The following is a 24,923-nucleotide window of genomic DNA, read 5'->3' as shown; positions in this document are numbered from 1 at the left end:
ATTTGAAAAAAGCATTTGGGTTTTCCAGCCCAAATGCTTTTTCAAATGAATCATGCGGCGAAAAATAAAAAACATCTATCGTACGCAGATAGATGTTTTTTTCTGTGTTGTATTATTTATTTCGTTGTTTTCCAGCATTTCTACCTTGACTGCTATTGCGCTCTCGGTAAGAGGTCTGTGGAGTAGGTTCTTTTTCTTCTATAATTGTTGGACGTCTTTTTTTCAGTTCAACTTTTGGTTTGTTTTTGAACTCTTCTGCTAATTTAGCCTTCAATTTAGGTTTGAAAACCATATTTGTGATGAACGATTGTGCCATTGCAAATATTCCACCAGCGATCCAGTATAAAGCTAATCCGGCTGGAGAGGAGAAGGAAATCATTGTAATCATAATCGGACTCATAAACATCATGGTACGAGATTGTTTCTTTTGCTCAGGCGTCATTCCCATCATGGAAACATAGGCTTGTCCCAAGTAAATCGCTCCTGCAATAATTGCAAATGGAATATAAGATTCTCCCAGATTCACACCAAGGAAAGTACTGCTGGCAATTTCATTGGACAAATTGATCGCTTGATACATTGCTGTAAACACGGGCATTTGGATCAATAAAGGCAGACATCCGATACCACCAAGCATATTGATGTCATTGGCTTTATAAAATGCCATCATTTCTTGTTGAATTTCAGATTTTTCTTCATTTGTTTGTGCGTTTTTCAAAGCTGCTTGAATTTCATCCATTTCAGGTTTTACTAAAGCCATTTTTTCTTGCTGAACCAAAGCTTTTTTTGACTGGCTTAGATTCATTGGTAAGATAATGACTCGCACAATAATGGTGATCGCGATGATCGCTAAACCATAGTTGCCTCCAAAAAGGTCTGCTAACCGAATAATCAATTGTTGTAAGGGCGTCACCAAGTACTCATAAATAACGCCTGTAGGATTCCCATTTGTGTCGTAACTCATACATCCCGAAAGGAAAAGCATCAGCCCAGCGAGTGTTGCTGTTAATTGAACTTTTTTATTCTTTATCATTTTTCACAATCCTTCGTATAGTTTAAAAGTCAATACTAACGATAACTATACAGGATTCAATAAAGCATTTCAATTGCTTATAGAAAATTTAACACGTTCTTCAATAGTTGCATCTTCCTCTATAGTAACGTGTTCAACGTTAGCACTTGGAGAAGGCGATTTTCTTATAGCTTCAATAAATTCAGCTATTTTGTCTACTTCACCATTGGCTTCAATATAAACTGTTCCGTCATTTTCATTGCGTACGATTCCAGAAACTCCAATACGATCAGCAACTTGTTTGGTCGTATAACGAAAACCTACTCCTTGCACTAACCCTTCAACAATCATGCGGATTTTTCTTGTAGTTGGATCCATGGGCTGATTGATGGGAGAAGTTGTGGAAGAAGAGACCGAAGCTTTATTGCTTTTAGAATCACCCGTCAGTTTACCTTTTAGTTGTGAGAAAAAACTTTTCACTATAAAAACCCCCTTATCCATTTAAATTAAAAGAGATGTGAATCATCTCTGTCCGATACGATACATGAAAAATTCTACCGACTATTAAGCACTTCTATTTTATCGAGTTACACAATCAAGGTCAACTAATAGAGAAGACACTGAAGGAGATAACAAATCGAACTGACGCATTCCTTAGTATCGAAATTTTGTGTATAATGAGGAAGAGAGTATGCGAAAGGGGTAAAATGTTGGCTACTAAAAGAAAAAAAACAACTAAAAAAACGAAAAAGAAACAAAGTATCTCTATTGAAGTTATTGGATTTATATTTATTATTTTAAGTTTATTCTCTATTACAAGTGTAGGCTTTATTGGAGTATTAAGCGCAAATGCATTTCGATTTTTTGTTGGAGACACCTATCTGGGAGCCTCCATTTTATTAGGATTGTATGGGTTGTTTTTACTATTAAAAGGCGAGGAACCTCCTTTCAAAAATAAGCGTTTAGTTGGGATGTTCTTGTTGTATTTAGGCATTCTTCTGTTCCTGCATACCCGTCTCTTTACAGGGCTCATGGAACCTGGGACCAATGTCATCACAGCTACCTTACGCTTTTTTATGGTTGATTTAAGCAATAATGAATTGATACACCCCTTAGGCGGAGGTATGTTGGGGGCATTGGTTTATGCTGCCAGCTATTTTCTAGGAGCACAATGGGGAAGCTACTTATTCTCGGCTGTATTAGGAGTGATCGGCGTCTTCTTTATCTTTCAGTTATCTTTTGGAAAAGCGTTAGAGTATATCCGTTCGGGACTGAAATTTGTAGCGCATAAAATAGTAGAAGTGAGTTTAGTCGTAAAAGAAAAAACGCGGCAGAAACAAGCTACAAGAAAAGAATCTAACAAAAAAACCGAAAAAAAAACAGTTGTCAAAAAGACTGAGGCAAAAGAGCCGGTTCAGCCGAAAGAAAATTTATCTCTTGCAGACTCTGCTTCTATGGGAGAACAGAATGCAAACCATGAAAAAGCAGAACAAGTAACGTTAGAAATTGATAGTTATCAACAAAATCCATCTCTAAATCCAACAAAAGGTAATTCAGTCAATAAGGAGCAGGCGGCTTCTGAAGAATCTGAACAAGGCGAGGCAGTGCCGCTGGATTTTGATATTTCAGCTGAAGTAGAAAATGAAGATTATCAGTTGCCGCCATTTACATTGTTGAATGAAGTAGAGCATCAGGACCAATCTGGAGAATACAAAATTGTCGAAAAGAATGTTAGAAAGTTGGAAGAAACATTTGACAGTTTTGGCGTCGACGCTAAGGTAGTGAAAGCAAGACTAGGTCCAGCAGTCACGAAATACGAAGTTAAACCAGCTATTGGAGTAAAAGTGAGTAAAATCGTTAATCTAAGTGATGATATTGCGCTTTCTCTTGCAGCTAAAGATATTCGGATGGAAGCTCCTATTCCTGGAAAACCTTTTATTGGTATTGAAGTGCCGAATAATGAAGTAAATGTCGTCTCTTTCAGAGACGTGATGGAAAATTATGCGGGGAACAAAGAAAAAATGCTGGAAGTTCCACTAGGAAGAGATATATCAGGGAATATTGCATTAGCCGATTTAACCAAGATGCCTCATTTGCTGATTGCTGGATCAACGGGTAGTGGGAAATCAGTCTGTATCAATGGAATCATTACTAGTTTATTAATGAAATCCAAGCCGAATGAAGTCAAATTGATGATGATCGATCCTAAAAAAGTGGAGCTGAATGTATATAACGGGATTCCTCATTTGCTGACACCTGTTGTAACAAATCCTAAAAAAGCGGCACAGGCTTTACAAAAAGTAGTAGAGGAAATGGAACGACGCTATGAATTGTTTGCAACAACTGGAATGAGAAATATTACTGGTTATAATGAGCATGTCCATGAAAAAAACGCAGAAAATGGAGAAAACCAGCCTACATTACCATTCATTGTAGTCATTGTAGACGAGTTGGCTGATTTGATGATGGTAGCAAGTAATTCAGTAGAAGATGCTATCACCAGATTGGCACAGATGGCCCGCGCTGCTGGTATCCATATGATTTTGGCTACACAACGTCCAAGTGTAGATGTTATTACCGGTATCATCAAAGCCAATGTTCCTTCAAGGATTGCTTTTGCAGTTTCGAGTGGTACGGACTCCCGAACAATTATTGATAGCAATGGAGCCGAAAAGTTGCTCGGCCGTGGAGATATGTTGTATTTACCAATGGGACAAAATAAACCTGCCCGTGTCCAAGGAGCCTTTTTATCTGATTCAGAAGTTGAACGAATTGTTTCCTTTGTAACCACTCAGCAGTCCGCGAATTACGTTGAAGAAATGATGCCTTCAGACGAACCGGAAAATGCTCTGGCTGGAGAGGCAGAAGATGAATTGTTTGATGAAGCCGTATCTTTAGTGGTAGATATGGAAACAGCCAGCATTTCAATGCTGCAAAGGCGTTTTCGTATAGGTTACAATCGCGCTGCTCGTCTCATGGATGAAATGGAAATGAGAGGGATAGTGGGACCTTCTGAAGGAAGTAAACCAAGAAAAGTGAATCTGCAAAAAGAACCAGATGAACTGGAAGAAGACCCAAGACAAAATTAAAATGTGTAACGATTGGCTCCGAACAGGTTACGATTTATCTTAACTTGTCAAGAATTAAAAAAAGGTTAAAAAATGAACGATTTTAAGCAAAAACGGTTTCAATTATCGTTTTGTTATTTATTTTTTTGAATAATGATGTTAATATGAAAGCGAGGATGAATTGGTAGAGTATCAATTCAAACTACAAAATATTTTACGGGGGTAAATTATAGTGGAAAATCGCAATATTAAGCGTTTATTGGGGTTAGGATTAACAACAGGTTTGGTTTTAGCAGCTTGCGGAAATGGAGGAGACTCTGAGAATACAGAAACAACTTCTGATGAAGCAGGATCTGCGGAAGACTTTTCTATTATCATGGTTACAGACATCGGTGGAGTTGACGATGGTTCATTTAACCAATCAGCTTGGGAAGGTATGCAAGCTTGGGGAGAAGAAAACGGAAAAGAAGAAAACAATGGTTATGCATATATTCAATCTAATGAAGATTCAGAATTTGTACCTAACTTAAACCAAGCTGTTAATGGGAATTTCAATTTGATTTATGGGATTGGATTTAAATTAAAACCAGCTATGGAAGAAGTAGCTAGTGCAAATCCAGAGCAAAAATTTGTGATTATTGATGACGTTATTGAAGCCGACAATGTTGCTTCTGTATTGTTTAAAGACCATGAAGCTGCCTTTTTAGCAGGTGTTGCAGCTGCGTCAACTACTGAAACTGACCACGTAGGTTTTGTAGGTGGACAAGAAAGTGCTGTTATTGACCGTTTTGAAGCTGGTTTCTTAGCAGGTGTTTACGCTATTAATCCAGATATCACGGTAGATGTTCAATATGCTGAATCGTTTGGAGATGCTGCTAAAGGGAAACAATTAGCTGCTGCTATGTACTCAAATGGTGCGGATATCATCTATCACGCTTCAGGCGATACAGGTAACGGTGTATTTACAGAAGCTAGAGATCGTATGAATGCAAATCCTGATCAACAACTTTGGGTAATCGGTGTTGACCGTGACCAAACGGATGAAGGTAACTATGATGGTGGGAACTTAACGCTGACATCTACTCTTAAAGGTGTAGGCCAAGTTGTTCAAGATATGTCTAACGAAGCAATGGACGATACTTTTGCTGGTGGAGAAGTAAGCAACTATGGTTTAGCTGAAGACGGTGTTGATTTAACTGAAGGCAATTTAACTGATGAAGCTTGGGCTGCTGTTGAAGATTACAGACAACAAATCATTGATGGAACAATTGTAGTTCCTGAAAACCCAGACGACGTAACAGCTGAATAATTATTGGCATTCAGTATTACGTAAAATATAAATTTTTCTCTTAATAGAGCAAGCGTGCAAAACCCGAAAAACTCTGTATGGTTATTCTCTAAATTGTGATAGGCGGAAAATACGTTCTTTGGCAACCGTGAATCGATACAAGAGTTCGGGTTTTCACGCGTTTAAAAGTCTGAATGTCAGCGGCATTCATCACTACCCGTAAATAAGAACTTAGATAGAATTTATACATTGAAAAAGACCAAAGGGGGTTCGACCAAAATATTCTTTTGGACGGCTCCCTTTTATCATGCAAAGATTAAAAAAATCCTCATTAAATAAATGAATACTAGTATTTACCTTAAGAATTCGATAAAATATGTAAAAGTGAGTTCCCATCTTTAAAGCTTAAAAAGCAGACAAACGAATAAAGGAGTGAAATTATCATGCCCGACACAGCAAATGTTATTGAAATGCGTGGCATTACAAAACAATTTGGCAGCTTCAAAGCTAATGATAATATCAATTTGACGGTGAAAAAGGGAGAAGTTCATGCGTTATTAGGGGAAAATGGCGCAGGAAAATCAACATTGATGAACATACTTTCCGGATTGTTGGAACCAACTTCAGGTGAAATTTATGTAAATGGAGAAAAGGTACATATCACTTCTCCTAGTGCGTCATCTAAATTAGGTATTGGGATGGTTCATCAACATTTTATGTTAGTAGATCAATTTACCATTACTGAAAATATTATTTTGGGAACTGAGAAGACTAAATTAGGTTTCTTGGAAAGAAAAGAAGCACAACAAGAAATCAAAGAGCTTTCTGAACGTTATGGATTATTTGTAGATCCTTCAGCTAAAGTAGAATCAGTTTCAGTAGGGATGCAACAACGAGCAGAGATTTTAAAAACATTGTACCGTGGAAATGATATTTTGATTTTAGATGAACCAACTGCTGTGTTAACTCCTCAAGAAATCGCTGAATTAATGGATATTCTAAAATCGTTAACCAAAGAAGGAAAATCCATTATCATTATTACGCACAAAATCGAAGAAATCAAAGCTGTTGCTGACCGTTGTACGGTTATTCGACGTGGGAAAAGTGTCGATACAGTTGATGTTAAATCTACCTCACAACAAGAATTAGCAGACTTGATGGTTGGACGTTCTGTTTCATTTAAAGTGGATAAAATGCCTGCGCAACCTAAAGATCCGGTATTAACGATAAAAAATCTTGTAGTAAAAGAAAATCGTGGCCTAGAAGCCGTTAAAGACTTAAGTTTAGAAGTTAGAGCGGGTGAGATTCTAGGAATTGCTGGAATTGATGGCAATGGTCAAAGTGAATTGATTCATGCAATCACTGGATTAGCAAAAGTAGAATCTGGAACGATCACTTTAGAAGGTCAAGAGATCCAAAACTTGCCGCCGCGAGTGATTACAGAAACAGGTTTAGGACACATACCAGAAGATCGACACAAATACGGACTTATTTTACCGATGACTATTTATGAAAATATGGCATTACAAACTTATTATAAAGAACCATTTAGCAAGAATACTTTCTTGAATAAAGATGCTATGCAAGAGAGTGCTCGTAAATTGATTGAACAATATGATGTTAGAACACAAAGTGAAAATAGTACTGCTGAGTCATTATCAGGAGGAAATCAGCAAAAAGCCATTATTGCACGTGAAATTTCCCGCCAACCTAAATTCTTGATTGCGGCTCAACCCACTCGTGGATTAGATGTTGGAGCAATAGAGTACATTCACAGCAGTTTAGTAGAGCAACGGGATAATGGAAAAGCTGTTCTTTTAATGAGTTTTGAATTAGATGAAGTTATGAATGTATCCGATCGTATTGCTGTAATGTACGAAGGAAAAATTGTAGGAATTGTTGATCCTAGAGAAGTTACCGAGCAAGAATTAGGGTTGCTAATGGCAGGTTCTTCATTAGAAAAAGCAAAAGCTTCAGAAAGTCAAAGCGGAAAGGAGTCAGCAAATGTTAAATGAGAATAAAAAGACCTTAACAAATTTGACGGTTCCTATTTTATCTGTTGTATTGGGATTAGTTTTGGGAGCAGTCATTATGCTTGGATTTGGCTATGACCCGATAGCTGGATACCAATCCATGATAAACGGAGCTTTAGGAAGTCCCTTTTATATTGGAGAAACTTTGCGTTATGCAAGCCCCTTAATTATTATTGGATTAGGTTTTTCCATTGCTAATTCAGCTGGTTTCTTTAACATTGGGCTTTCTGGACAAGCTTTAATGGGTTGGCTTGTATCCGTTTGGGTAGCGATTAGTTTTCCAGATGTTTCAGGATTCATTTTACTGCCTGTTAGTGTAATTGTCGGAGTATTAGCTGGGGCAATATGGGCTGGTATTGCAGGCGTATTGCGTGCTTACTTTGGAACAAGTGAAGTTATCATTACGATTATGCTAAACTATACAGCTCTTCATGTAACCAATTATTTGATTCGTAACGTGTTGACTGATTCATCAGATGCAACATCTCGTATTCCAGAACAAGCAAGCCTTCGAATGGATTGGTTGTCTCAATTAGCTGGTGGTTCGCGTGTGAATGCAGGGTTGTTTATTGCAGTTGTAGTAACGATTTTAGTATGGGTCTTTATGACTAAAACGACTATGGGGTATGAAATCCGATCTGTTGGAATGAACCCGTTTGCTTCTCAATATGCAGGTATGAATGCTAAGAAAAATATTATTTTGTCTATGCTGATCAGTGGTGGATTAGCTGGATTAGGCGGAGTTTTAGAAGGATTAGGAACATTTAACAATATCTTCGTTCAAGCAGGTATTCCTAATGTTGGGTTTGATGGTATGGCCGTGGCGTTATTAGGGTTGAGTCATCCTATCGGAATTGTTTTTGCAGGATTATTATTTGCAGTACTGAAAATTGGTGGAGCAAGTATGCCTCTTGGATCTGGCGTACCAACTGAAGTGGTAGATATTGTTATTGCATCAATCATCTTCTTTGTTGGAGCAAACTATTTGATTCGATTCTTTATCAATAAATTTTCCGGTAAAAAAGATGTCAAAGGAGGAGTGAAGTAAAATGGATATCGTTTCATTATTACAACTAGTAGTTTCCTCAGCATTGATGTATTCTGCACCTCTAATCTTAACAGCATTAGGCGGTACTTTTTCTGAAAGAAGTGGAATTGTAAACGTTGGATTAGAAGGGATTATGGTGATTGGGGCTTTCTCATCTATCGTATTTAATCTTTCTTTTGCAGGACAGTTAGGAAATATGACCCCTTGGGTAGGTATGATTATCGGTGGATTATTCGGAGCAGCATTTTCTTTAATTCATGCTGTAGCTACTGTTAATTTAAGAGCCGATCACATTATCTCAGGTACAGTAGTCAATTTAATGGCACCGGCTTTAGCTATCTTTTTGACTCGTATCCTTTATGATGGACGTGGACAAACAGATTTTATTTCTCAAAACTTTGGGATTTCAGATGTACCTCTATTAGTGGATATTCCGGTAATAGGAGATATATTCTTTAACAATACTTATTTACCAGCTTTCTTTGGTATCGTGGTAGCTGTTTTATGTTGGTTTATCTTATTTAAAACTCGCTTTGGCCTAAGACTAAGAGCAGTTGGTGAACACCCGCAAGCAGCAGATACATTAGGAATCAATGTTTACGCTATGAAATATTCAGGAGTGTTAATTTCTGGAGTTTTAGGTGGTATGGGTGGAGCGATTCAAGCCCAATTGATTTCTTCTCAATTTGCGGCATCTACCATAGCTGGTCAAGGATTTATGGCTATGGCTGCAATGATTTTTGGTAAATGGAATCCACTTGGAGCAATGGGAGCAGCGATTTTCTTTGGTTTAGCACAAAGTTTAGCTGTTACCGGTTCTTATATCCCAGTTATCAATACCATTCCAAGTGTCTTTTTAGATATCGCTCCATACGTCATCACTATTGTAGTATTAGTAGGAGTAATCGGAAAATCAGAAGGACCAGCAGCAAATGGTGTAACATACATCAAGTCAAAATAAGAACGTGGAACAGAATAGTTTGACTCGTTGAGCATTTTTCATGAAGTCAGCATCCTCTTTTTCCATTCAAAAAAAAGTGTTGCAGTTCATTTATTGAGCTGCAACACTTTTTTTTATTTGTTTTCCAATCCCTTTATTTTTCAAGCTATTTCAACTAAGATAAATAAGTGCAGTTTATTTGATTGAGGAGGAATAACTATGGTGACGAACCTAGCAAAAGGGGTCCATTTACACGTATTACCAACAAAAAAATATAAAACGATTCAAATCAGCTTGAAATTCAAAACACCTTTGAAGAAAGGATTAGCCACGAGAAGAACACTAATCGCTAGTTTGTTAGAAGTAAACAGTAAAAAATACCCTAATCAAACAGCTTTAAGATCAAAACTGTCTGATTTATACGGTGCTGGTTTTGGAACGACCATTTCCAAAAAAGGTTCTTATCATATCTTCTCTGTTGGAATGAGTATAGTAAATGATAAATTTATCAGTATGGAATCAAACTTATTAGAGGAAGCAGCAGATTTTCTGAAAGAAATTTTATTCTATCCAAATGCTGAAAATGATGCCTTCGATAAGACAACATTTACTCGCGAAAAAGCCAAACTGGCTGATGATTACGACAGTCTTTTAGATGATAAACAAACATATGCTAAATTAGCTTTGCTGCGCTTATTATTTGAAGATGAAAATCAACAAGTGCCGAGTATCGGATTGAAATCCGACCTTAAATCGATTACCAGTGAAAGTCTATTTAACGATTATCAAGATTTATTATCTCATGATGAGATAGACATATATGTTTTAGGAGATGTAACAGAGGAAAAAGTAGCCGAAGTGTTTACTAAATTTGAGTTTGAAGATAGATTGAAGAAGGAAACTCCCATTTTTTATAGGGAAGAAGCCGTACCGACTGCGAATCAACAAATGGAGATCCAAGAAGTTACACAAGCTAAGTATAATTTAGGATACACTACTCCTGTTTTTTACCATGATGAACATTATTACGCTGGTCAAGTTTTTAATGGGCTGTTTGGTGGTTATCCGCATTCTAAGTTGTTTATGAATGTACGTGAAAAAGAGAGTTTAGCTTACTATGCTTCAAGTTCTTTAGATACCTTTAACGGAACTATGATCGTTCAAACGGGAATTGATAGTAAAGAAGTTGAAAAAGTAAAAGAGATTGTGACTCAACAACTGATAGAAATGCAAAATGGGAATTTTTCGGAAGAAGATTTTCGACAAACTAAAAGCATGTTGAAAAATAGCGTGATTCAATCTGAAGATAATCCAGGTTCTGTTATTGAACGCACATATGCGAATCAACTAGCATTAGACAAGGTCATTGATACTGACGAATGGATTTCAAAACTTGAACAAGTGACTAAAGAAGAAGTCATTTTTGTTGCTAAAGAAGTACAACTGAAAGCAACTTTCTTTTTAACAGGAGGCACAGCGGAATGAAGAAAATCAAATACGACCAATTGCAGGAGACACTCTATACAGAAACAATGGGCAACGGCTTAACGGTAACCTTACTGCCTAAAAATGAGTTTCATAAAACCTATGCGTTATTCACAACCAATTATGGTTCAATCGACAACACCTTTGTACCATTAGGAAAAGAAGAAATGGCAACTGTTCCTGACGGCATCGCCCATTTCTTAGAGCATAAATTATTTGAAAAAGAAGATGGCGACGTCTTTCAAAAGTTCGGGAAGTTTGGCGCTTCAGCAAATGCTTTTACCAGCTTTACACGTACAAGCTATTTATTTTCGAGCACTGAAAAAGTGAAAGAAAACTTGATGACGTTAATCGATTTTGTACAAGAGCCTTATTTTACTGAGGAAACAGTTAACAAAGAAAAAGGGATCATTGCTCAAGAGATACAAATGTATGATGATGAACCAGATTGGCGCCTATTTTTTGGATTACTGACGAATCTGTATCCTAAACACCCATTACACATCGACATTGCTGGAACAGTAGAGAGTATCATGGATATTACAGCGGATGATTTATATGAAAGCTACCATACTTTTTATCACCCCAGCAACATGAATCTTTTTGTTGTCGGCAAATTAGACCCAGAACAGATGATGCAGGAAATCCGAGACAATCAAAAGAACAAACAATTTGCCGACCCCAAAGAAATTGTACGTTATTTTCCGGAAGAAACGGTTGAGGATATTGAAGCGTACAGTTCGATAACATTGCCTGTCAATCGTCCTAAAAGTATTATCGGTGTCAAAGGAGTAACAGAGCCTCCAACTGGAAGAGACGGATTAGCTTATAAAACCAAGATGAGTATTCTGTTGAGTTTATTGTTCGGTACAACGTCTAAAAATTATTTAGCCTTATACGATTCTGGTTTAATTGATGACAGCTTTTCCTATGATTTTACGATGGAGCGGTCGTTCCATTTTCTAGATGTAGGCAGTGATACGAAAGAGCCTGAAAAGTTTGCTCAGACTATTAAAGAATTGTTGTTGTCAGCTAAAGATAGCTCAGAGCTGAATGAAGAGCATTTGATGTTAATCAAAAAGAAAATGATTGGGCAGCATTTGCAATCGTTGAATTCCTTAGAGTATATTGCGAATCAATACAGCCAAGAGCTGTTTGGAGAAGCTACTTTATTTGATATGGTCCCGATCATTGAATCGATTCAACTTGAAGATATAAAAGAAGTAGCAGCTAAGTTCATGGTATCAGAACACATGAGTACATTTAGTATTCTGCCTAAAGGAGAATAAGCTCATGAAATTTGCGTTGATTATGGGAGCCAGCGGAGGAATCGGACAAGCGATTGCTTTTGAATTAGCTCAAGATAGTTGGTCTTTGTATTTGCATTACAACAACGGAAGAGACACTGTAGAACAACAGATAAAAGAATTGCAGGAACAATTTCCCAAACAGGACTTTTTTGCCTTGCAGATGGATATGAAAAGAGAAGAGTCAGTTTCGAAGTTCGTTGAAAACTTGTTTCAAGTAGATGCAGTTGTATTTGCCAGCGGTTTTACAGAATATCACTTATTGACAGAAGTAAGTGTAACAGAGATACACGATTTGTTAGCAGTTCATCTCACTACGCCGATTCAAATTATTCAGCTGCTTCAAACTAAACTAGCTAAATCTGAATTTGGACGTGTGGTGTTTATCAGTTCGGTCTATGGAGAGGCTGGCAGTGCAATGGAAGTGATGTACAGTACAGCTAAAGGAGCTCAATCGGCATTTGTCAAAGCTTACAGCAAAGAAGTGGCCAGTCTGGGAATCACAGTAAATGCCCTTGCGCCTGGTGCAATAGAGACAACTATGATCCAAGATTTTACGCCTGAAGAATTAGAGGCACTAAAAGAAGACATTCCTGTGGGAAGATTGGGGCATGTACAGGATGTTAGTTTTTGGGTAAAGCAATTAGTAGATAAAAGAAGTGAGTATTTAACAGGCCAAACGATTACGGTAAGCGGCGGCTGGTTAAGATAAAAAAGGATGTTTTTTTAAAAGCAGATTCAAGAATTGTTAAGGAATTTCTTAAAAAACAGCAAAAAAGATGTTTCTCATTATAGGGGTATGTTATACTCTTAGATGAATGAGATTTATATGCTCACTAATTTCATAGAATAGGAAGGTGAGAAGCTCTGTGGCAGAAGTAGGAGAAAAATTACAAGAAGCCCGAAAAGCTAAGGGATATACTTTAGACGATTTACAACAAATTACGAAAATTCAAAAACGCTATTTGATTGCCATTGAAGAAGGCAACTACAATGTGATGCCAGGTAAGTTTTATGCACGAGCGTTTATTAAACAATATGCCGACACAGTAGGTTTAAACGGAGATCAATTGCTAGAAGAATACGATGATACCGTTCCACATACACATGATGAAGAATTCGTTGAAAAAGTATCTTCCAGTCAAACGAGATCAGGGAATAAGAAACAAGATTCTTTTCTGGAAAAAGTTCAAGACCATTTGCCAACGATTTTAATCGTATTGTTGGTGATTGCAATCGTTGTGGCTATTTATGTAGCCGTAACTAATTCAGCAAGCAATAACTCGGAAAATATGATATCGGTAGATTCCTCGACTGTCGTCTCAAGCGAAAATGAAAGTTCAGCTCAAGAAGAGGAAGAATCTTCTGCAGAAGAAAGTTCTCAAAGCGAATCAGAAGAATCTGAATCTGCGCCAAGTGTAGAATTGGTCTCTTCTACTGGCTCATCTTCTGTGTATTCTATTTCAAGTCCTGAAGAAACCAACACAGTTACTTTAGCTGCAGAAGGCGGCGATACTTGGGTAAGTATTGCGGCTGATGGATCAATGGTAGAACAAGGATTGGTCAGTGATGGAGATACATTGGATGCTGAAGTTCCAGCAGGGACACAATCTGTGGTAATGATCATTGGCAGTGCTCCAAATACGACTATTCAATTGAATGGACAAGCGATTGAATATGCACCAGAAGCTTCTGAAAATGTACGCCAAGAAATTGAACTTCAATTTGAAACGAATGCTTCAGGATCTGACACAGAATCTGAAGAGTAAGCACACAAAATTAAACCAACAGTAAGAAGTCCTGTGGTATTGTGCCACAGGCTTTCTTGCTTTTTAAAGGAGGATTTGCAGTGAATTTACCGAATAAATTAACTGTCGTCAGAATCATTTTAATTCCCGTTTTTATGCTCATCATTCTTGCGCCATTGAATTGGGGAGAAATCAGTGTTCTAGGATCTACAATTGAAGTGACTCAAATTGTAGGAACGCTTGTCTTTATTGTCGCTAGTTTTACGGATTGGCTAGATGGACATATAGCACGCAAAAGAAATTTGATTACGAACTTTGGGAAATTTGCCGATCCTTTAGCGGATAAATTACTTGTTGCTACAGCGATGATTATTTTAGTAGGACAAGATCTTGCACCTGCTTGGGTAGTTGCGATTATTATTATGCGAGAATTAGCGGTAACAGGGCTTCGTTTACTATTGGTTGAACAAGGCGGAACAGTTTTAGCAGCTGCTTGGCCTGGAAAAATCAAGACCAATACTCAAATGTTTGCTATCATATTCTTGTTGTTAAATGATTTTCCATTTGGGTTGTTGCCTTTTTCTATTGGGGAAGTCATGTTGTACATTTGTCTGTTCTTTACGATTTATTCAGGAGCAGATTACTTTATCAAAAACAGTCAAATTTTTAAAGGTTCCATGTAATCCATTCATTATAAAGTGGCTATACCAAAAAGATTCTTTTGGTATAGCCACTTTACGTTTGTTAAGAGATAAATTGTGCTAAAATTAAAAAAGAAGATGCTTCATTGTGTATAGTATAGAAAGGGGATAAATAAATGAACGCTGAAATTATTGCAGTAGGAACGGAACTTTTATTAGGGCAGATCGTGAATAGTAATGCCAGTTATTTATCCAGCGAATTAGCAGCACTGGGAATTGATGTATTTCATCATACTGTTGTAGGAGATAATGAACAACGTTTAAAGGAAGCTGTTGAAATAGCTGAACAAAGAGCAGATTTAATTGTCTTTTCTGGAGGCTTGGGGCCTACTAAAGACGACATAACAAAACAGGTCTTAGCGGATCATTTGGGGCTGTCTTTAAGAGTAGATGAAAAAACGGAACAACAAATCACTAATTATTTTAACGAAATGAAGCGAGAAATGACGACAAATAATCAGCGGCAAGCGCTAGTCATTGAAGGAGCTGTTGTTTTAAACAATCAGTCGGGTTTAGCAGCAGGGATGTATTTAGAGCACGAAAATAGAAAATACATTCTCTTGCCGGGCCCCCCAAATGAGTTAAAACCTATGTTTAGAGACGAAATTGTTCCCATTTTATCGGTACGCGCAGAGGATACTGAAATCTTAGTCTCTCGAGTCTTGCGTCTATTTGGTATTGGAGAATCACAATTAGCAGATACTTTAGCAGACATTATAGACAATCAAACGAATCCTACGATTGCTACTTATGCTGGAGAGAATGAAGTATCTATTCGTATAACGGCTAAAGAAAAAACGGCTGAAAAATGCAATCAACTGCTGGATGTACTAGAAAACCAAGTGCGAAATCTTGTAGGGGAATACATTTATGGTATAGGAAGCGATACTTCTTTAGCTCAAGTAGTAAGGGATTTATTAGTGGATAAAGATTATCGTATTACTGCAGCAGAAAGTTTAACGGGCGGGTTGTTCCAAAGTACACTGGTCAATATTCCTGGGTTAAGCTTAAACTTCATTGGAGGATTAGTCTCTTACAGTGAAGGAGTAAAAGAAAATGTACTAGGAGTAGCCAAAGAAACGATCGATCATTATGGTGTTGTGAGTTTTGAGTGCGCAACAGAGATGGCGGACAGAATAAAAGAAATGTTTGACGCAGATATCGGAATATCTTTTACAGGATATGCTGGTCCAAAAGAAATCGATGGAGAAAAGGCAGGTAGTGTTTGGATCGGGTTAGCTGTATCCGGAAAAGAAACTACGGCTTATCATTCCCATTTTGTCAAAGATCGTAATAACAACCGACAACGTACAGTACTCACTGGATTAGATATCGTTCGCCGTTTATTGTTGGATTTACCGTCAAAAAAAGTTAATAATTAACCGAATGTTTGTTCGCTTTTTTCTTGCTTTTTAGTTTCCAAACAGTTATGATTAACAATGTATCAAGGAAAGATTGCAGGATAAATTAAAGTTAAACTAAACAATAGATAAATGAATTCAGGGAGGATACAACATGTCAGAAGATCGTAAAAAAGCGTTAGAAGCGGCATTGAAAAAAATTGAAAAGAACTATGGAAAAGGTTCAGTAATGAAAATGGGAGATAAAGTAGATACAAAAATTTCTACTGTTTCTTCTGGTTCATTGACTTTAGACGTAGCTCTTGGTGTAGGCGGATACCCAAGAGGGAGAATCATTGAAGTCTACGGTCCAGAAAGTTCTGGGAAAACGACTGTTGCGTTGCATGCTGTTGCCCAAGCACAAAAAGCCGGTGGAACGGCAGCCTTTATTGATGCAGAAAACGCGTTAGATCCACAATATGCTGCTGCCCTTGGAGTAGATATTGATGAATTATTGCTGTCCCAACCGGACACTGGGGAACAAGGATTAGAAATCGCAGATGCATTGGTTTCCAGTGGAGCTGTAGACATCGTTATTGTGGACTCTGTAGCGGCTTTGGTACCAAGAGCAGAAATCGAAGGCGAAATGGGAGACTCTCACATGGGACTACAAGCTCGATTGATGTCTCAAGCCTTACGTAAATTGTCCGGATCGATCAATAAAACAAAAACAACCGTGATCTTTATTAATCAAATTCGTGAAAAAATTGGAATTATGTTTGGGAACCCTGAAACAACACCAGGTGGAAGAGCTTTGAAATTCTACAGCACTATTCGTTTAGATGTCAGAAGAGCTGAACAAATCAAACAAGGACAAGAAATATTAGGAAATCGTACTCGCATTAAAGTTGTAAAAAACAAAGTTGCACCTCCATTTAAAATCGCTGAAGTTGATATTATGTATGGAAAAGGTATTTCTCAAGTTGGCGAACTGGTGGATTTAGGTGCAGAAAAAGAAATCATCAATAAAGCTGGAGCTTGGTATTCATACGGTGATGAAAGAATCGGACAAGGACGAGAAAATGCAAAACAATTCTTCTTAGATAATCCAGAGTTAAGAGAAGAAGTAGAGCAAAAAGTGCGTGCAGCTTATGGGTTTGGCGAATTTGTCCCACCAGTTGAAAAAGAAGAAAACGACACAAATGAAGAAATCGAATTATTAGAAGATTAATTTATTTGAATTTTTATACAAATAAATGCTCATAAAAGTCCATTGGGATAGTGTAATACTGTTCCATTGGACTTTTTGCATAAAATGAAAACAAGCGGTATAAAAGTTGTTTCGTCTTAGGATTGGAAATAAAAGATAAAATCTTTTAAACGAATGAATAAAAATAGAATAATATAAGTAATTCTTGTATAAGAATTACTGTTTGAATCTTTATTTAAGTTGACATGTCAACTTGCTACAATTAAAATTAAGTTATCTATTAAAAGATAGTTTAAATAGATATAAGTTTTGGCAAAAAATAGGGATTTGCCAATTAAATGAAAATGTTAAAAGACAAATTAAATAATAGATACGGAGGTGTTAATTTGGACTTACTAGATATTGCCTTCGCTATCGTTACTTTAGTTGTCGGTCTGTTTGTTGGGTACATCATCCGCAAAACAACTTATGAAAAAGATTTGGATGATGCTAGAAACACTGCAACTGGAATTTTGGAGAATGCAAACAAAGAAGCAGAAACCATGAAAAAAGAAGCGTTGTTAGAAGCGAAGGATGAAAGCCACAGATATAGAACTGAAATTGAAGTTGAGCTGAAAGAAAGAAGAGCAGAAGTCTCTAGACAAGAAAATCGATTAGTTCAACGAGAAGATAAACTCGATCGTAAAAGTAACGGGTTAGAGAAACGCGAACACGATATTGAAGCGAATGAGGAACGATTAAGTTCGAGACAACAACAAATTAACGATTTAGAGCAAAAGGCCAAAGATTTAATTGTTGAGCAGCAAGAAACGTTAGAACAAGTTGCAGCTCTCTCAAGAGATGATGCAAGAGCAATCATTATGAATGAAACAAAAGAAGAATTGGCGAATGAAACAGCTGTTATGATCAAGCAATCTGAAGATGAAGCTAAAAAAGAGGCAGATCGTAGAGCGAAAAACTTAATTGCTTCAGCTATTCAAAGAAGTGCTGCTGATCAAGTGTCTGAAACGACTGTTTCAGTGGTCACATTGCCAAATGATGACATGAAAGGCCGCATTATCGGGAGAGAAGGCCGTAATATCCGTACGATTGAGTCCTTGACGGGTATGGACCTTATTATTGATGACACTCCTAATGCAGTTGTTCTTAGCGGATTTGATCCGATTAGAAGAGAAATCGCTAAAATGACGTTAGAAAAACTAATTCAAGATGGCAGAATTCACCCAGCTCGTATTGAAGAAATGGTTGAAAAGTCTCGTAAAGAGATGGATGAACGCATTCGTGAAATTGGGGAAAAAGCTACATTTGATATCGGTATTCATTCATTACATCCAGATTTGATCAAAATTATCGGACGTTTACAATTCAGAACCAGCTACGGTCAAAACGTGTTGAATCATTCGTTAGAAGTTGCTAAATTAGCAGGTGTAATGGCTGCCGAATTAGGTGAAGATGTTACATTAGCTAAACGCGCGGGATTACTTCATGATATAGGTAAAGCATTGGACCATGAAGTAGAAGGTTCTCACGTAGAAATCGGTGCTGAAATAGCCCGCAAATACAAAGAAAATGATACTGTAATCAATGCCATCGCCTCTCACCATGGAGATATAGAAGCAACGTCTGTTATTTCTGTCTTAGTAGCTGCTGCAGATGCCCTATCTGCTGCTAGACCGGGTGCAAGAAGCGAATCGCTTGAAAACTACATTCATAGACTTGAAAAATTGGAATCTATTGCGAAAAACTTTGATGGTGTGGAACAAAGCTATGCGATCCAAGCGGGTCGTGAAATCAGAATTATGGTTAAACCGGATAAAATTGATGATTTAACGGCTATTGCTTTAGCAAGAGATGTTCGTAAGCAAATCGAAGAAGAATTAGATTATCCAGGTCATATTAAAATTACGGTTATCCGTGAGACAAGAGCTATTGAATACGCGAAATAAAAGATGAATGCTCAAATAAAGAAGCGCCGGCCTAAAAACCGGCGCTTCTTTATTTGGTTCTACATCATTTGACGTTGGTAAGAGAAAAAAAATTAATTCTAAACCTTTAAAAATTTCTTTATCAACGCTAGAAGATGAAGATCCCTTTATTTTTGGCATGCTTAAAAGAATCGTTATGGGATAACCTTTCTTTTCAAGCAGATTCTTGTTAAAATTAGGGAGATATAGCGAACGTTAACAGTCTATTTTTTTGCTATGCGTGACACTTTAGAGAAGAGGATTTTGAATGAGATTAATTTTTGTAGGAGATGTTGTAGGATCATTAGGAAGAGATATGGTTCATGACTATTTGCCGAAAATAAAAAAAAGCTATAAACCACAAGTCACTATTTTGAATGGTGAAAATGCAGCTGCAGGCCGTGGAATCACGGAAAAAATTTACAAAGGTTTTTTACAAGATGGCGTGGATGTAGTCACTATGGGGAATCATACATGGGACAATCGTGATATTTTTGAATTTATTCACGATGCTAAAAAAATGATTCGACCAGCTAACTTTCCAGAAGGGACGACACCGGGTACGGGAATGACATTTGTTAAAGTAAACAGTCATGAGTTGGCTGTGATCAACTTGCATGGAAGAACGTTTATGAGTGATGTCGATGACCCTTTCAAAAAGGCCGATGAACTGATCAAACAAGCACAAGAACGCACCAATAAAATCTTTGTCGATTTTCATGCGGAAACGACTAGTGAGAAGCAAGCTATGGGTTGGTACTTGGATGGACGAGTTTCAGCTGTTGTGGGAACACACACCCATGTACAAACGAATGATGCTCGTATCCTGCCGGAAGGAACCGCTTATCTGACTGATACAGGAATGACTGGACCATACGATGCTGTATTGGGGATGAAAACGGAACAGGTTCTTCGCCGCTTTACAACACAACTGCCCACAAGATTTGAAGTGCCTAATGAAGGACGGCAAATCCTATCTGCTTGCTACATTGAAATAGATGATGTGACAGGAAAAGCCAAAAAAATCGAACCGATCATGATCAATGAAGATCGTCCTTTTGGATTAGACCGCTAAACATAAATGAAAAATAGGCTTCTTTGCCTAATGGAAAAGAATTAAAATGTAGATAGAATAGGGGAATGATTAAATGCCTCAAAAAACTAAACACACCCCAATGATGGAACAATATTTAGCAATGAAAGCGCAGTATCCAGATGCGTTTCTTTTTTATCGCTTAGGTGATTTTTATGAGATGTTCAATGAAGATGCAATCAAAGCTTCTCAGTTATTGGAAGTAACGCTGACAAGTCGAAATAAAAATGCCGATGATCCTATACCTATGTGTGGAGTTCCCTATCATGCAGCTCAGGGCTATATCGATACTTTGATCGCAAAAGGATACAAAGTTGCTATATGTGAGCAAATGGAAGATCCTAAACAAGCTAAAGGGATGGTCAAGCGTGATGTTGTACAAGTGATCACTCCTGGAACAGCAATGGACCTAAAAAGCCAAGACGGTAAAAGCAACAACTATCTGACTGCTCTACACATAGACGATAATCGTCGCTTTAATTTGGCGTATGTAGATTTAAGCACGGGGGAGCTGAAGGTCACTCAAGTAGACACCAAAGAAGAAGTAGTGAGTGAGTTGATCAGTCTGAAAACGAAAGAAACGGTTTTCGTTGAAGGGCAGTCGATCGAGGCCCAAACAGAGCTGAATACAAAATTAGGGATATTGATTTCCACTCAAAAATGGAGTGAGAAAGAATTTTTATTCGCTGATTTAATGAAGAATGTGGAGTCAGCATCGAAACAAATGGTCTTAAAACTATTGTTGACGTATTTAGGAGAAACGCAAAAAAGAAGTTTAGATCACCTGCAAGTTGCTGAGGAATACGTTCCGGCCCATTTTTTGAAAATGGACCATTATTCAAAACAAAACTTAGAATTAACGACTTCCATTCGTGAAGGACAGAAAAAAGGAACTTTATTGTGGTTGTTGGATGAAACAAAAACCGCTATGGGGGGCAGACTGTTGAAACAATGGATCAATCGGCCGTTGGTCCATAAAGGGAAGATCGAAGCGAGACAAAATATAGTGGAAAATTTATTGAACCACTTTTTTGAACGCAGTGATTTAAATGAAGTGTTGACAAAAGTCTACGACTTGGAACGTCTTGCAGGCAGAATTGCATTTGGAAATGTGAATGGTCGCGATTTGATTCAATTAAAAACGTCGTTAAATCAGATTCCCTTGATCATTGGTCTAATTGAAAGCATGAATCAACAAGAAGAATGGACTCAATTGTTGAACCAATTGGATCCAGTTTCAGAAGTCGTAGAGTTGATAGAGCGCGCGATTCATGATGATCCGCCAATTGCGATTAAAGACGGCGGCGTCATTAAAGACGGTTTCAATGATAAGTTGGATGAATACCGTGACGCAATGAGAAATGGGAAACAGTGGATCGCTAGTATGGAAGCTGAAGAAAGACAGCAAACGGGAATTAAAAACTTGAAGATCGGCTACAACAAAGTATTCGGGTACTATATTGAAGTAACCAGATCTAATCTGGCGAACTTGCCTGAGGGAAGATATGAACGGAAGCAAACTCTTGCTAATGCAGAACGTTTTATTACCCCTGAACTAAAAGAAAAAGAATCGATTATTTTAGAGGCAGAAGAAAAATCTACTGCACTAGAATATGAATTGTTCACAGAAGTTAGAGAAGCAGTAAAAGACTCTATTGAACGTTTACAAAATTTGGCTAAAACAGTAGCTATCATTGATGGGCTGCAAAGTTTTGCAGTTGTGAGTGAGAAATACCATTATGTACGACCAGTCATGAGTCAAGGCAGCCAAGAAATCCATTTAGCTGAAGGCAGACATCCGGTAGTGGAAAAAGTATTAGGGCAACAAACCTATGTTCCAAATGATGTTGAGATGGATAAAGATACAGAAGTTATGTTGATCACTGGTCCGAACATGTCAGGGAAAAGTACTTACATGCGTCAATTGGCGTTAACGGTCATTATGGCACAAATCGGCTGCTTTGTGCCAGCGGATCAAGCTAAGCTGCCGATATTTGATAAGATATTTACGCGTATCGGTGCCGCAGACGATTTAATTTCTGGTCAAAGTACATTTATGGTAGAAATGATGGAAGCCAATCAAGCATTAACGTATGCTACCGAAAATAGTCTGATTTTATTTGACGAAATCGGACGGGGAACAGCTACTTATGATGGAATGGCCTTGGCAGAAGCGATTATTGAATACATTCATGAGAATGTTCGTGCTAAGACGTTATTTTCTACTCATTACCATGAGCTAACAGCTTTAGAAAACGAACTGCCTCGTTTGAAAAATAGTCACGTTGGAGCCGTTGAGGAAGAGGGAGAATTGGTTTTCTTGCATAAAATGCTCCCAGGGCCATCAGACAAAAGTTATGGGATCCAAGTAGCCAAGCTTGCTGGATTACCTCACGAATTACTGAAAAAGGCTTCCAAGATATTGATTAAATTAGAGCAGCAAAAACCTATCGTCCAGGAAGTTGTTGAGGTTGAAGACAAAGTAGAAGAAGAAAAATTCCTTGCAGCAGAATCTTCAGAAGAACAATTGTCTCTGTTTAGTTTCGAAGATTCAGCAGAAAAAGAGGTGATTCAGGCATTGAAAAAACTGAACTTGCTCACACTTACTCCTTTAGAGGCGATAAATGAATTAAATGAGTTGCAGCAACGATTACAAGACTAGGAAATGTGAAGGAGATGGTATGAGTGGCTAAAATTGAAGAACTTTCAGAAATGCTCGCCAACCAGATTGCTGCTGGTGAAGTGATCGAGCGCCCTGCATCTGTTGTCAAAGAATTAGTAGAAAATGCCATCGATGCGCATAGTACTCAGATCGATATTCGAATCGAAGAAGCAGGTTTGAGAAAAATCGAAGTGATCGATAATGGAGATGGAATCCCTGCTTCGGAAGTTGAAAAAGCCTTTAAGCGCCATGCTACTAGTAAAATTCATTCTCGAGATGATTTATTTCGGATACGTACTTTGGGCTTTAGAGGAGAAGCTTTACCTAGTATTGCTTCAGTCTCCGAAGTCACATTAGAAACCTCAACGGGTGGTGAAAAAGGTACTTATATGTATTTAAAAGGCGGGAAAGTACTTGAAGAGCGCTCTAGTGATGCACGCAAAGGATCAAAAATAACCGTTGAAAATCTTTTTTTCAATACGCCAGCACGTTTAAAATACGTTAAGACGTTGCAAACGGAATTGGCGAATATTGGAGACATTCTTAACCGCTTAGCTATGAGTCACCCAAACATTGCGTTTCGTCTAGTACATGACGGGAATCAAATGTTGCGGACAGTTGGGAATGGAGATTTGAGACAAACTCTTGCGGGGATATACGGCGTGCAGATAGCTAAAAAAATGCGTTCAATCGAAAATGAGAACTTAGATTTTAAGATAAGCGGGTATGTTTCTTTGCCAGAAGTCACAAGAGCTAGTCGGAATTATTTGTCGATTATTATCAATGGGCGTTACATCAAGAACTATTTGTTGAATAAAGCGATCGTCCAAGGATATGGTTCAAAATTGATGGTGGGCCGTTTTCCGATTGCGGCGATTGAAATCGAGATGGATCCCTTATTGGTAGATGTGAATGTACACCCGACAAAACAAGAGGTCCGCATCAGCAATGAAAAAGAATTGATGGAGCTGCTGGCAGAAGCCATTCGGGAAGCCCTCAGCAAAGAACAGCTTATTCCAGATGCTTTAGAGAATTTAGGATTCAAAAATAAAGTTAAAAGAACCATGGATAAGCCGGAACAAATTCAAATGGAATTCAATGAAGATGAACCTGATCAAACAATGCATAAAGAGAATTGGCAAGTTTCTCCAGATATTTCTACTAAAGGGAACACAGAATTTTCTTCCCCTGTTAAGGCTGAATCTATTTACGCTGATAAGGAAAGTGCGCGATCTGAAACAAATGAAGACCCATTTTACCTTAATGAACAGGAAAACGAGAAGGAATCTGCTGATGAAGTAAAAGGTTCTCAAATGGAAGAAAAAGTGTCTTTTAGTGAATCCTTAGATACGCTAAGCGATTTAGCTGAGCTGCACCAAGGATCGCATGTAAAGGCAGCCGAAAAAATGATGGCAGAAGAAGTGGAAAACAAACAACTTCCTAGGTTAGAATACATTGGCCAAATGCATGGGACATATTTATTTGCTCAAAATGAAAAAGGGCTGTATATTCTGGATCAGCATGCTGCACAAGAACGGATTAAATATGAATATTTCCGCACGAAAATCGGAGAGGTCAGTTCTGATTTGCAAGAATTGCTGGTGCCGATCATGCTGGATTATCCCAATAGCGATGCGATAAAGATACAAGAGAGCAAAGAGTCATTAGAAGAAGTTGGCATATATCTTGAGCCATTTGGCCAAAACAGTTTCTTGTTGCGCAGACATCCAGTATGGTTTACACCTGGTGAAGAAGAAAAAATAGTGCGAGAAATGATCGATCTTCTCCTAGAACATGGGTCAATTTCTGTAGCCAAATTTAGAGAAGCAACAGCTATCATGATGAGCTGTAAACAATCGATTAAAGCGAACCATTATTTGAATGCCCATGAAGCAAGAAATTTATTAGCCGATTTAGCAAAAACAGAAAATCCTTATAATTGTCCGCATGGAAGACCTGTGATCATTCATTTTGGCAATAAGGACATGGAAAAAATGTTTAAACGGATTCAAGACCCTCATTAA

General features: G+C 37.8%; 18 protein-coding genes. 16 read left to right on the top strand and 2 right to left on the bottom strand.

The genetic code is table 11. The annotated features are described in order from the left end of the window. Positions 1-112: 112 nt before the first annotated feature. The gene (gene yidC, locus ACEN4I_RS04910; protein ID WP_407102220.1) at positions 113-1,033 is read right to left on the bottom strand and encodes a membrane protein insertase YidC; all 921 of its coding nucleotides are present in this window, start codon (positions 1,031-1,033) and stop codon (positions 113-115) included. 69 nt (positions 1,034-1,102) lie between these two features. After that, positions 1,103-1,390, bottom strand: coding sequence for an acylphosphatase (locus ACEN4I_RS04905; RefSeq protein WP_407095783.1), 288 nt, complete (start codon positions 1,388-1,390; stop codon positions 1,103-1,105). A 329-nt stretch (positions 1,391-1,719) separates the two neighbouring features. On the opposite strand from ACEN4I_RS04905, the gene ACEN4I_RS04900 reads away from it, so the two are divergent. The 16 genes from ACEN4I_RS04900 to mutL all read left to right on the top strand — a co-directional run bounded on the left by ACEN4I_RS04900 (position 1,720) and on the right by mutL (position 24,923). Beyond that, a complete protein-coding gene (locus tag ACEN4I_RS04900) occupies positions 1,720-4,101 on the top strand; it encodes a DNA translocase FtsK (RefSeq protein WP_407102222.1) in 2,382 nt (793 codons plus the stop codon). Between the two features lie 211 nt (positions 4,102-4,312). After that, entirely contained in the window at positions 4,313-5,389 is a 1,077-nt protein-coding gene (locus ACEN4I_RS04895) for a BMP family protein (RefSeq protein ID WP_407095685.1), read from the top strand. Between the two features lie 422 nt (positions 5,390-5,811). Continuing rightward, positions 5,812-7,383, top strand: a complete 1,572-nt coding sequence (locus ACEN4I_RS04890) for an ABC transporter ATP-binding protein (protein WP_407095686.1) — start codon at positions 5,812-5,814, stop codon at positions 7,381-7,383. Next, on the top strand, positions 7,373-8,449 hold the full coding sequence (locus ACEN4I_RS04885) for an ABC transporter permease (RefSeq protein WP_407095687.1): 1,077 nt from the start codon (positions 7,373-7,375) through the stop codon (positions 8,447-8,449). The genes ACEN4I_RS04890 and ACEN4I_RS04885 overlap by 11 nt, the downstream gene beginning before the upstream one ends. A gap of 1 nt (position 8,450) precedes the next feature. Then, complete coding sequence (locus ACEN4I_RS04880) at positions 8,451-9,410, top strand: ABC transporter permease (protein WP_407095688.1); 960 nt, start codon at positions 8,451-8,453, stop codon at positions 9,408-9,410. 198 nt (positions 9,411-9,608) lie between these two features. Further along, entirely contained in the window at positions 9,609-10,874 is a 1,266-nt protein-coding gene (yfmF, locus tag ACEN4I_RS04875; protein WP_407095689.1) for an EF-P 5-aminopentanol modification-associated protein YfmF, read from the top strand. Continuing rightward, positions 10,871-12,163 carry an EF-P 5-aminopentanol modification-associated protein YfmH gene (gene yfmH, locus ACEN4I_RS04870; RefSeq protein ID WP_407102223.1) on the top strand — a complete coding sequence of 431 codons (1,293 nt, stop codon included), beginning with the start codon at positions 10,871-10,873 and terminating at the stop codon, positions 12,161-12,163. The genes yfmF and yfmH overlap by 4 nt, the downstream gene beginning before the upstream one ends. A gap of 4 nt (positions 12,164-12,167) precedes the next feature. Further along, positions 12,168-12,893: an elongation factor P 5-aminopentanone reductase gene (ymfI, locus tag ACEN4I_RS04865; RefSeq protein WP_407095691.1), complete on the top strand. Its 726-nt coding sequence runs from the start codon at positions 12,168-12,170 to the stop codon at positions 12,891-12,893. A gap of 157 nt (positions 12,894-13,050) precedes the next feature. Further along, positions 13,051-13,950: a helix-turn-helix domain-containing protein gene (locus ACEN4I_RS04860; RefSeq protein WP_407102225.1), complete on the top strand. Its 900-nt coding sequence runs from the start codon at positions 13,051-13,053 to the stop codon at positions 13,948-13,950. An 80-nt stretch (positions 13,951-14,030) separates the two neighbouring features. Then, positions 14,031-14,612, top strand: a complete 582-nt coding sequence (gene pgsA / locus ACEN4I_RS04855) for a CDP-diacylglycerol--glycerol-3-phosphate 3-phosphatidyltransferase (RefSeq protein ID WP_407095693.1) — start codon at positions 14,031-14,033, stop codon at positions 14,610-14,612. A 134-nt stretch (positions 14,613-14,746) separates the two neighbouring features. After that, positions 14,747-16,012 carry a competence/damage-inducible protein A gene (locus ACEN4I_RS04850; protein ID WP_407102226.1) on the top strand — a complete coding sequence of 422 codons (1,266 nt, stop codon included), beginning with the start codon at positions 14,747-14,749 and terminating at the stop codon, positions 16,010-16,012. A gap of 133 nt (positions 16,013-16,145) precedes the next feature. Continuing rightward, a complete protein-coding gene (gene recA, locus ACEN4I_RS04845) occupies positions 16,146-17,201 on the top strand; it encodes a recombinase RecA (RefSeq protein ID WP_407095695.1) in 1,056 nt (351 codons plus the stop codon). 323 nt (positions 17,202-17,524) lie between these two features. Continuing rightward, complete coding sequence (gene rny, locus ACEN4I_RS04840; protein WP_407095784.1) at positions 17,525-19,126, top strand: ribonuclease Y; 1,602 nt, start codon at positions 17,525-17,527, stop codon at positions 19,124-19,126. Between the two features lie 286 nt (positions 19,127-19,412). Further along, positions 19,413-20,219 carry a TIGR00282 family metallophosphoesterase gene (locus ACEN4I_RS04835; protein WP_407095696.1) on the top strand — a complete coding sequence of 269 codons (807 nt, stop codon included), beginning with the start codon at positions 19,413-19,415 and terminating at the stop codon, positions 20,217-20,219. Positions 20,220-20,292: 73 nt separating this feature from the next. Next, a complete protein-coding gene (mutS, locus tag ACEN4I_RS04830) occupies positions 20,293-22,899 on the top strand; it encodes a DNA mismatch repair protein MutS (RefSeq protein WP_407102227.1) in 2,607 nt (868 codons plus the stop codon). Between the two features lie 23 nt (positions 22,900-22,922). Beyond that, positions 22,923-24,923: a DNA mismatch repair endonuclease MutL gene (mutL, locus tag ACEN4I_RS04825; protein ID WP_407102228.1), complete on the top strand. Its 2,001-nt coding sequence runs from the start codon at positions 22,923-22,925 to the stop codon at positions 24,921-24,923.

It is taken from the genome of Desemzia sp. FAM 23990, from assembly GCF_045528485.1.
In the GTDB taxonomy this organism is placed as follows: domain Bacteria; phylum Bacillota; class Bacilli; order Lactobacillales; family Carnobacteriaceae; genus Desemzia.
The sequence above is the reverse complement of the archived record's forward strand: the minus strand, read 5'-3'. Positions and strand labels throughout refer to the sequence as shown.

Bases quoted from the DNA above. Each gene is read 5' to 3' on its own strand.
- ACEN4I_RS04885 (WP_407095687.1), top strand. From the start codon at position 7,373: ATGTTAAATGAGAATAAAAAGACCTTAACAAATTTGACGGTTCCTATT.
- ACEN4I_RS04835 (WP_407095696.1), top strand. From the start codon at position 19,413: ATGAGATTAATTTTTGTAGGAGATGTTGTAGGATCATTAGGAAGAGAT.
- recA (WP_407095695.1), top strand. From the start codon at position 16,146: ATGTCAGAAGATCGTAAAAAAGCGTTAGAAGCGGCATTGAAAAAAATT.
- ACEN4I_RS04850 (WP_407102226.1), top strand. From the start codon at position 14,747: ATGAACGCTGAAATTATTGCAGTAGGAACGGAACTTTTATTAGGGCAG.
- yfmH (WP_407102223.1), top strand. From the start codon at position 10,871: ATGAAGAAAATCAAATACGACCAATTGCAGGAGACACTCTATACAGAA.
- ACEN4I_RS04900 (WP_407102222.1), top strand. From the start codon at position 1,720: ATGTTGGCTACTAAAAGAAAAAAAACAACTAAAAAAACGAAAAAGAAA.
- ACEN4I_RS04880 (WP_407095688.1), top strand. From the start codon at position 8,451: ATGGATATCGTTTCATTATTACAACTAGTAGTTTCCTCAGCATTGATG.
- ymfI (WP_407095691.1), top strand. From the start codon at position 12,168: ATGAAATTTGCGTTGATTATGGGAGCCAGCGGAGGAATCGGACAAGCG.
- ACEN4I_RS04890 (WP_407095686.1), top strand. From the start codon at position 5,812: ATGCCCGACACAGCAAATGTTATTGAAATGCGTGGCATTACAAAACAA.
- ACEN4I_RS04905 (WP_407095783.1), bottom strand. From the start codon at position 1,390: ATGGATCCAACTACAAGAAAAATCCGCATGATTGTTGAAGGGTTAGTG.
- yidC (WP_407102220.1), bottom strand. From the start codon at position 1,033: ATGATAAAGAATAAAAAAGTTCAATTAACAGCAACACTCGCTGGGCTG.
- mutS (WP_407102227.1), top strand. From the start codon at position 20,293: ATGCCTCAAAAAACTAAACACACCCCAATGATGGAACAATATTTAGCA.
- yfmF (WP_407095689.1), top strand. From the start codon at position 9,609: ATGGTGACGAACCTAGCAAAAGGGGTCCATTTACACGTATTACCAACA.
- rny (WP_407095784.1), top strand. From the start codon at position 17,525: ATGTTAAAAGACAAATTAAATAATAGATACGGAGGTGTTAATTTGGAC.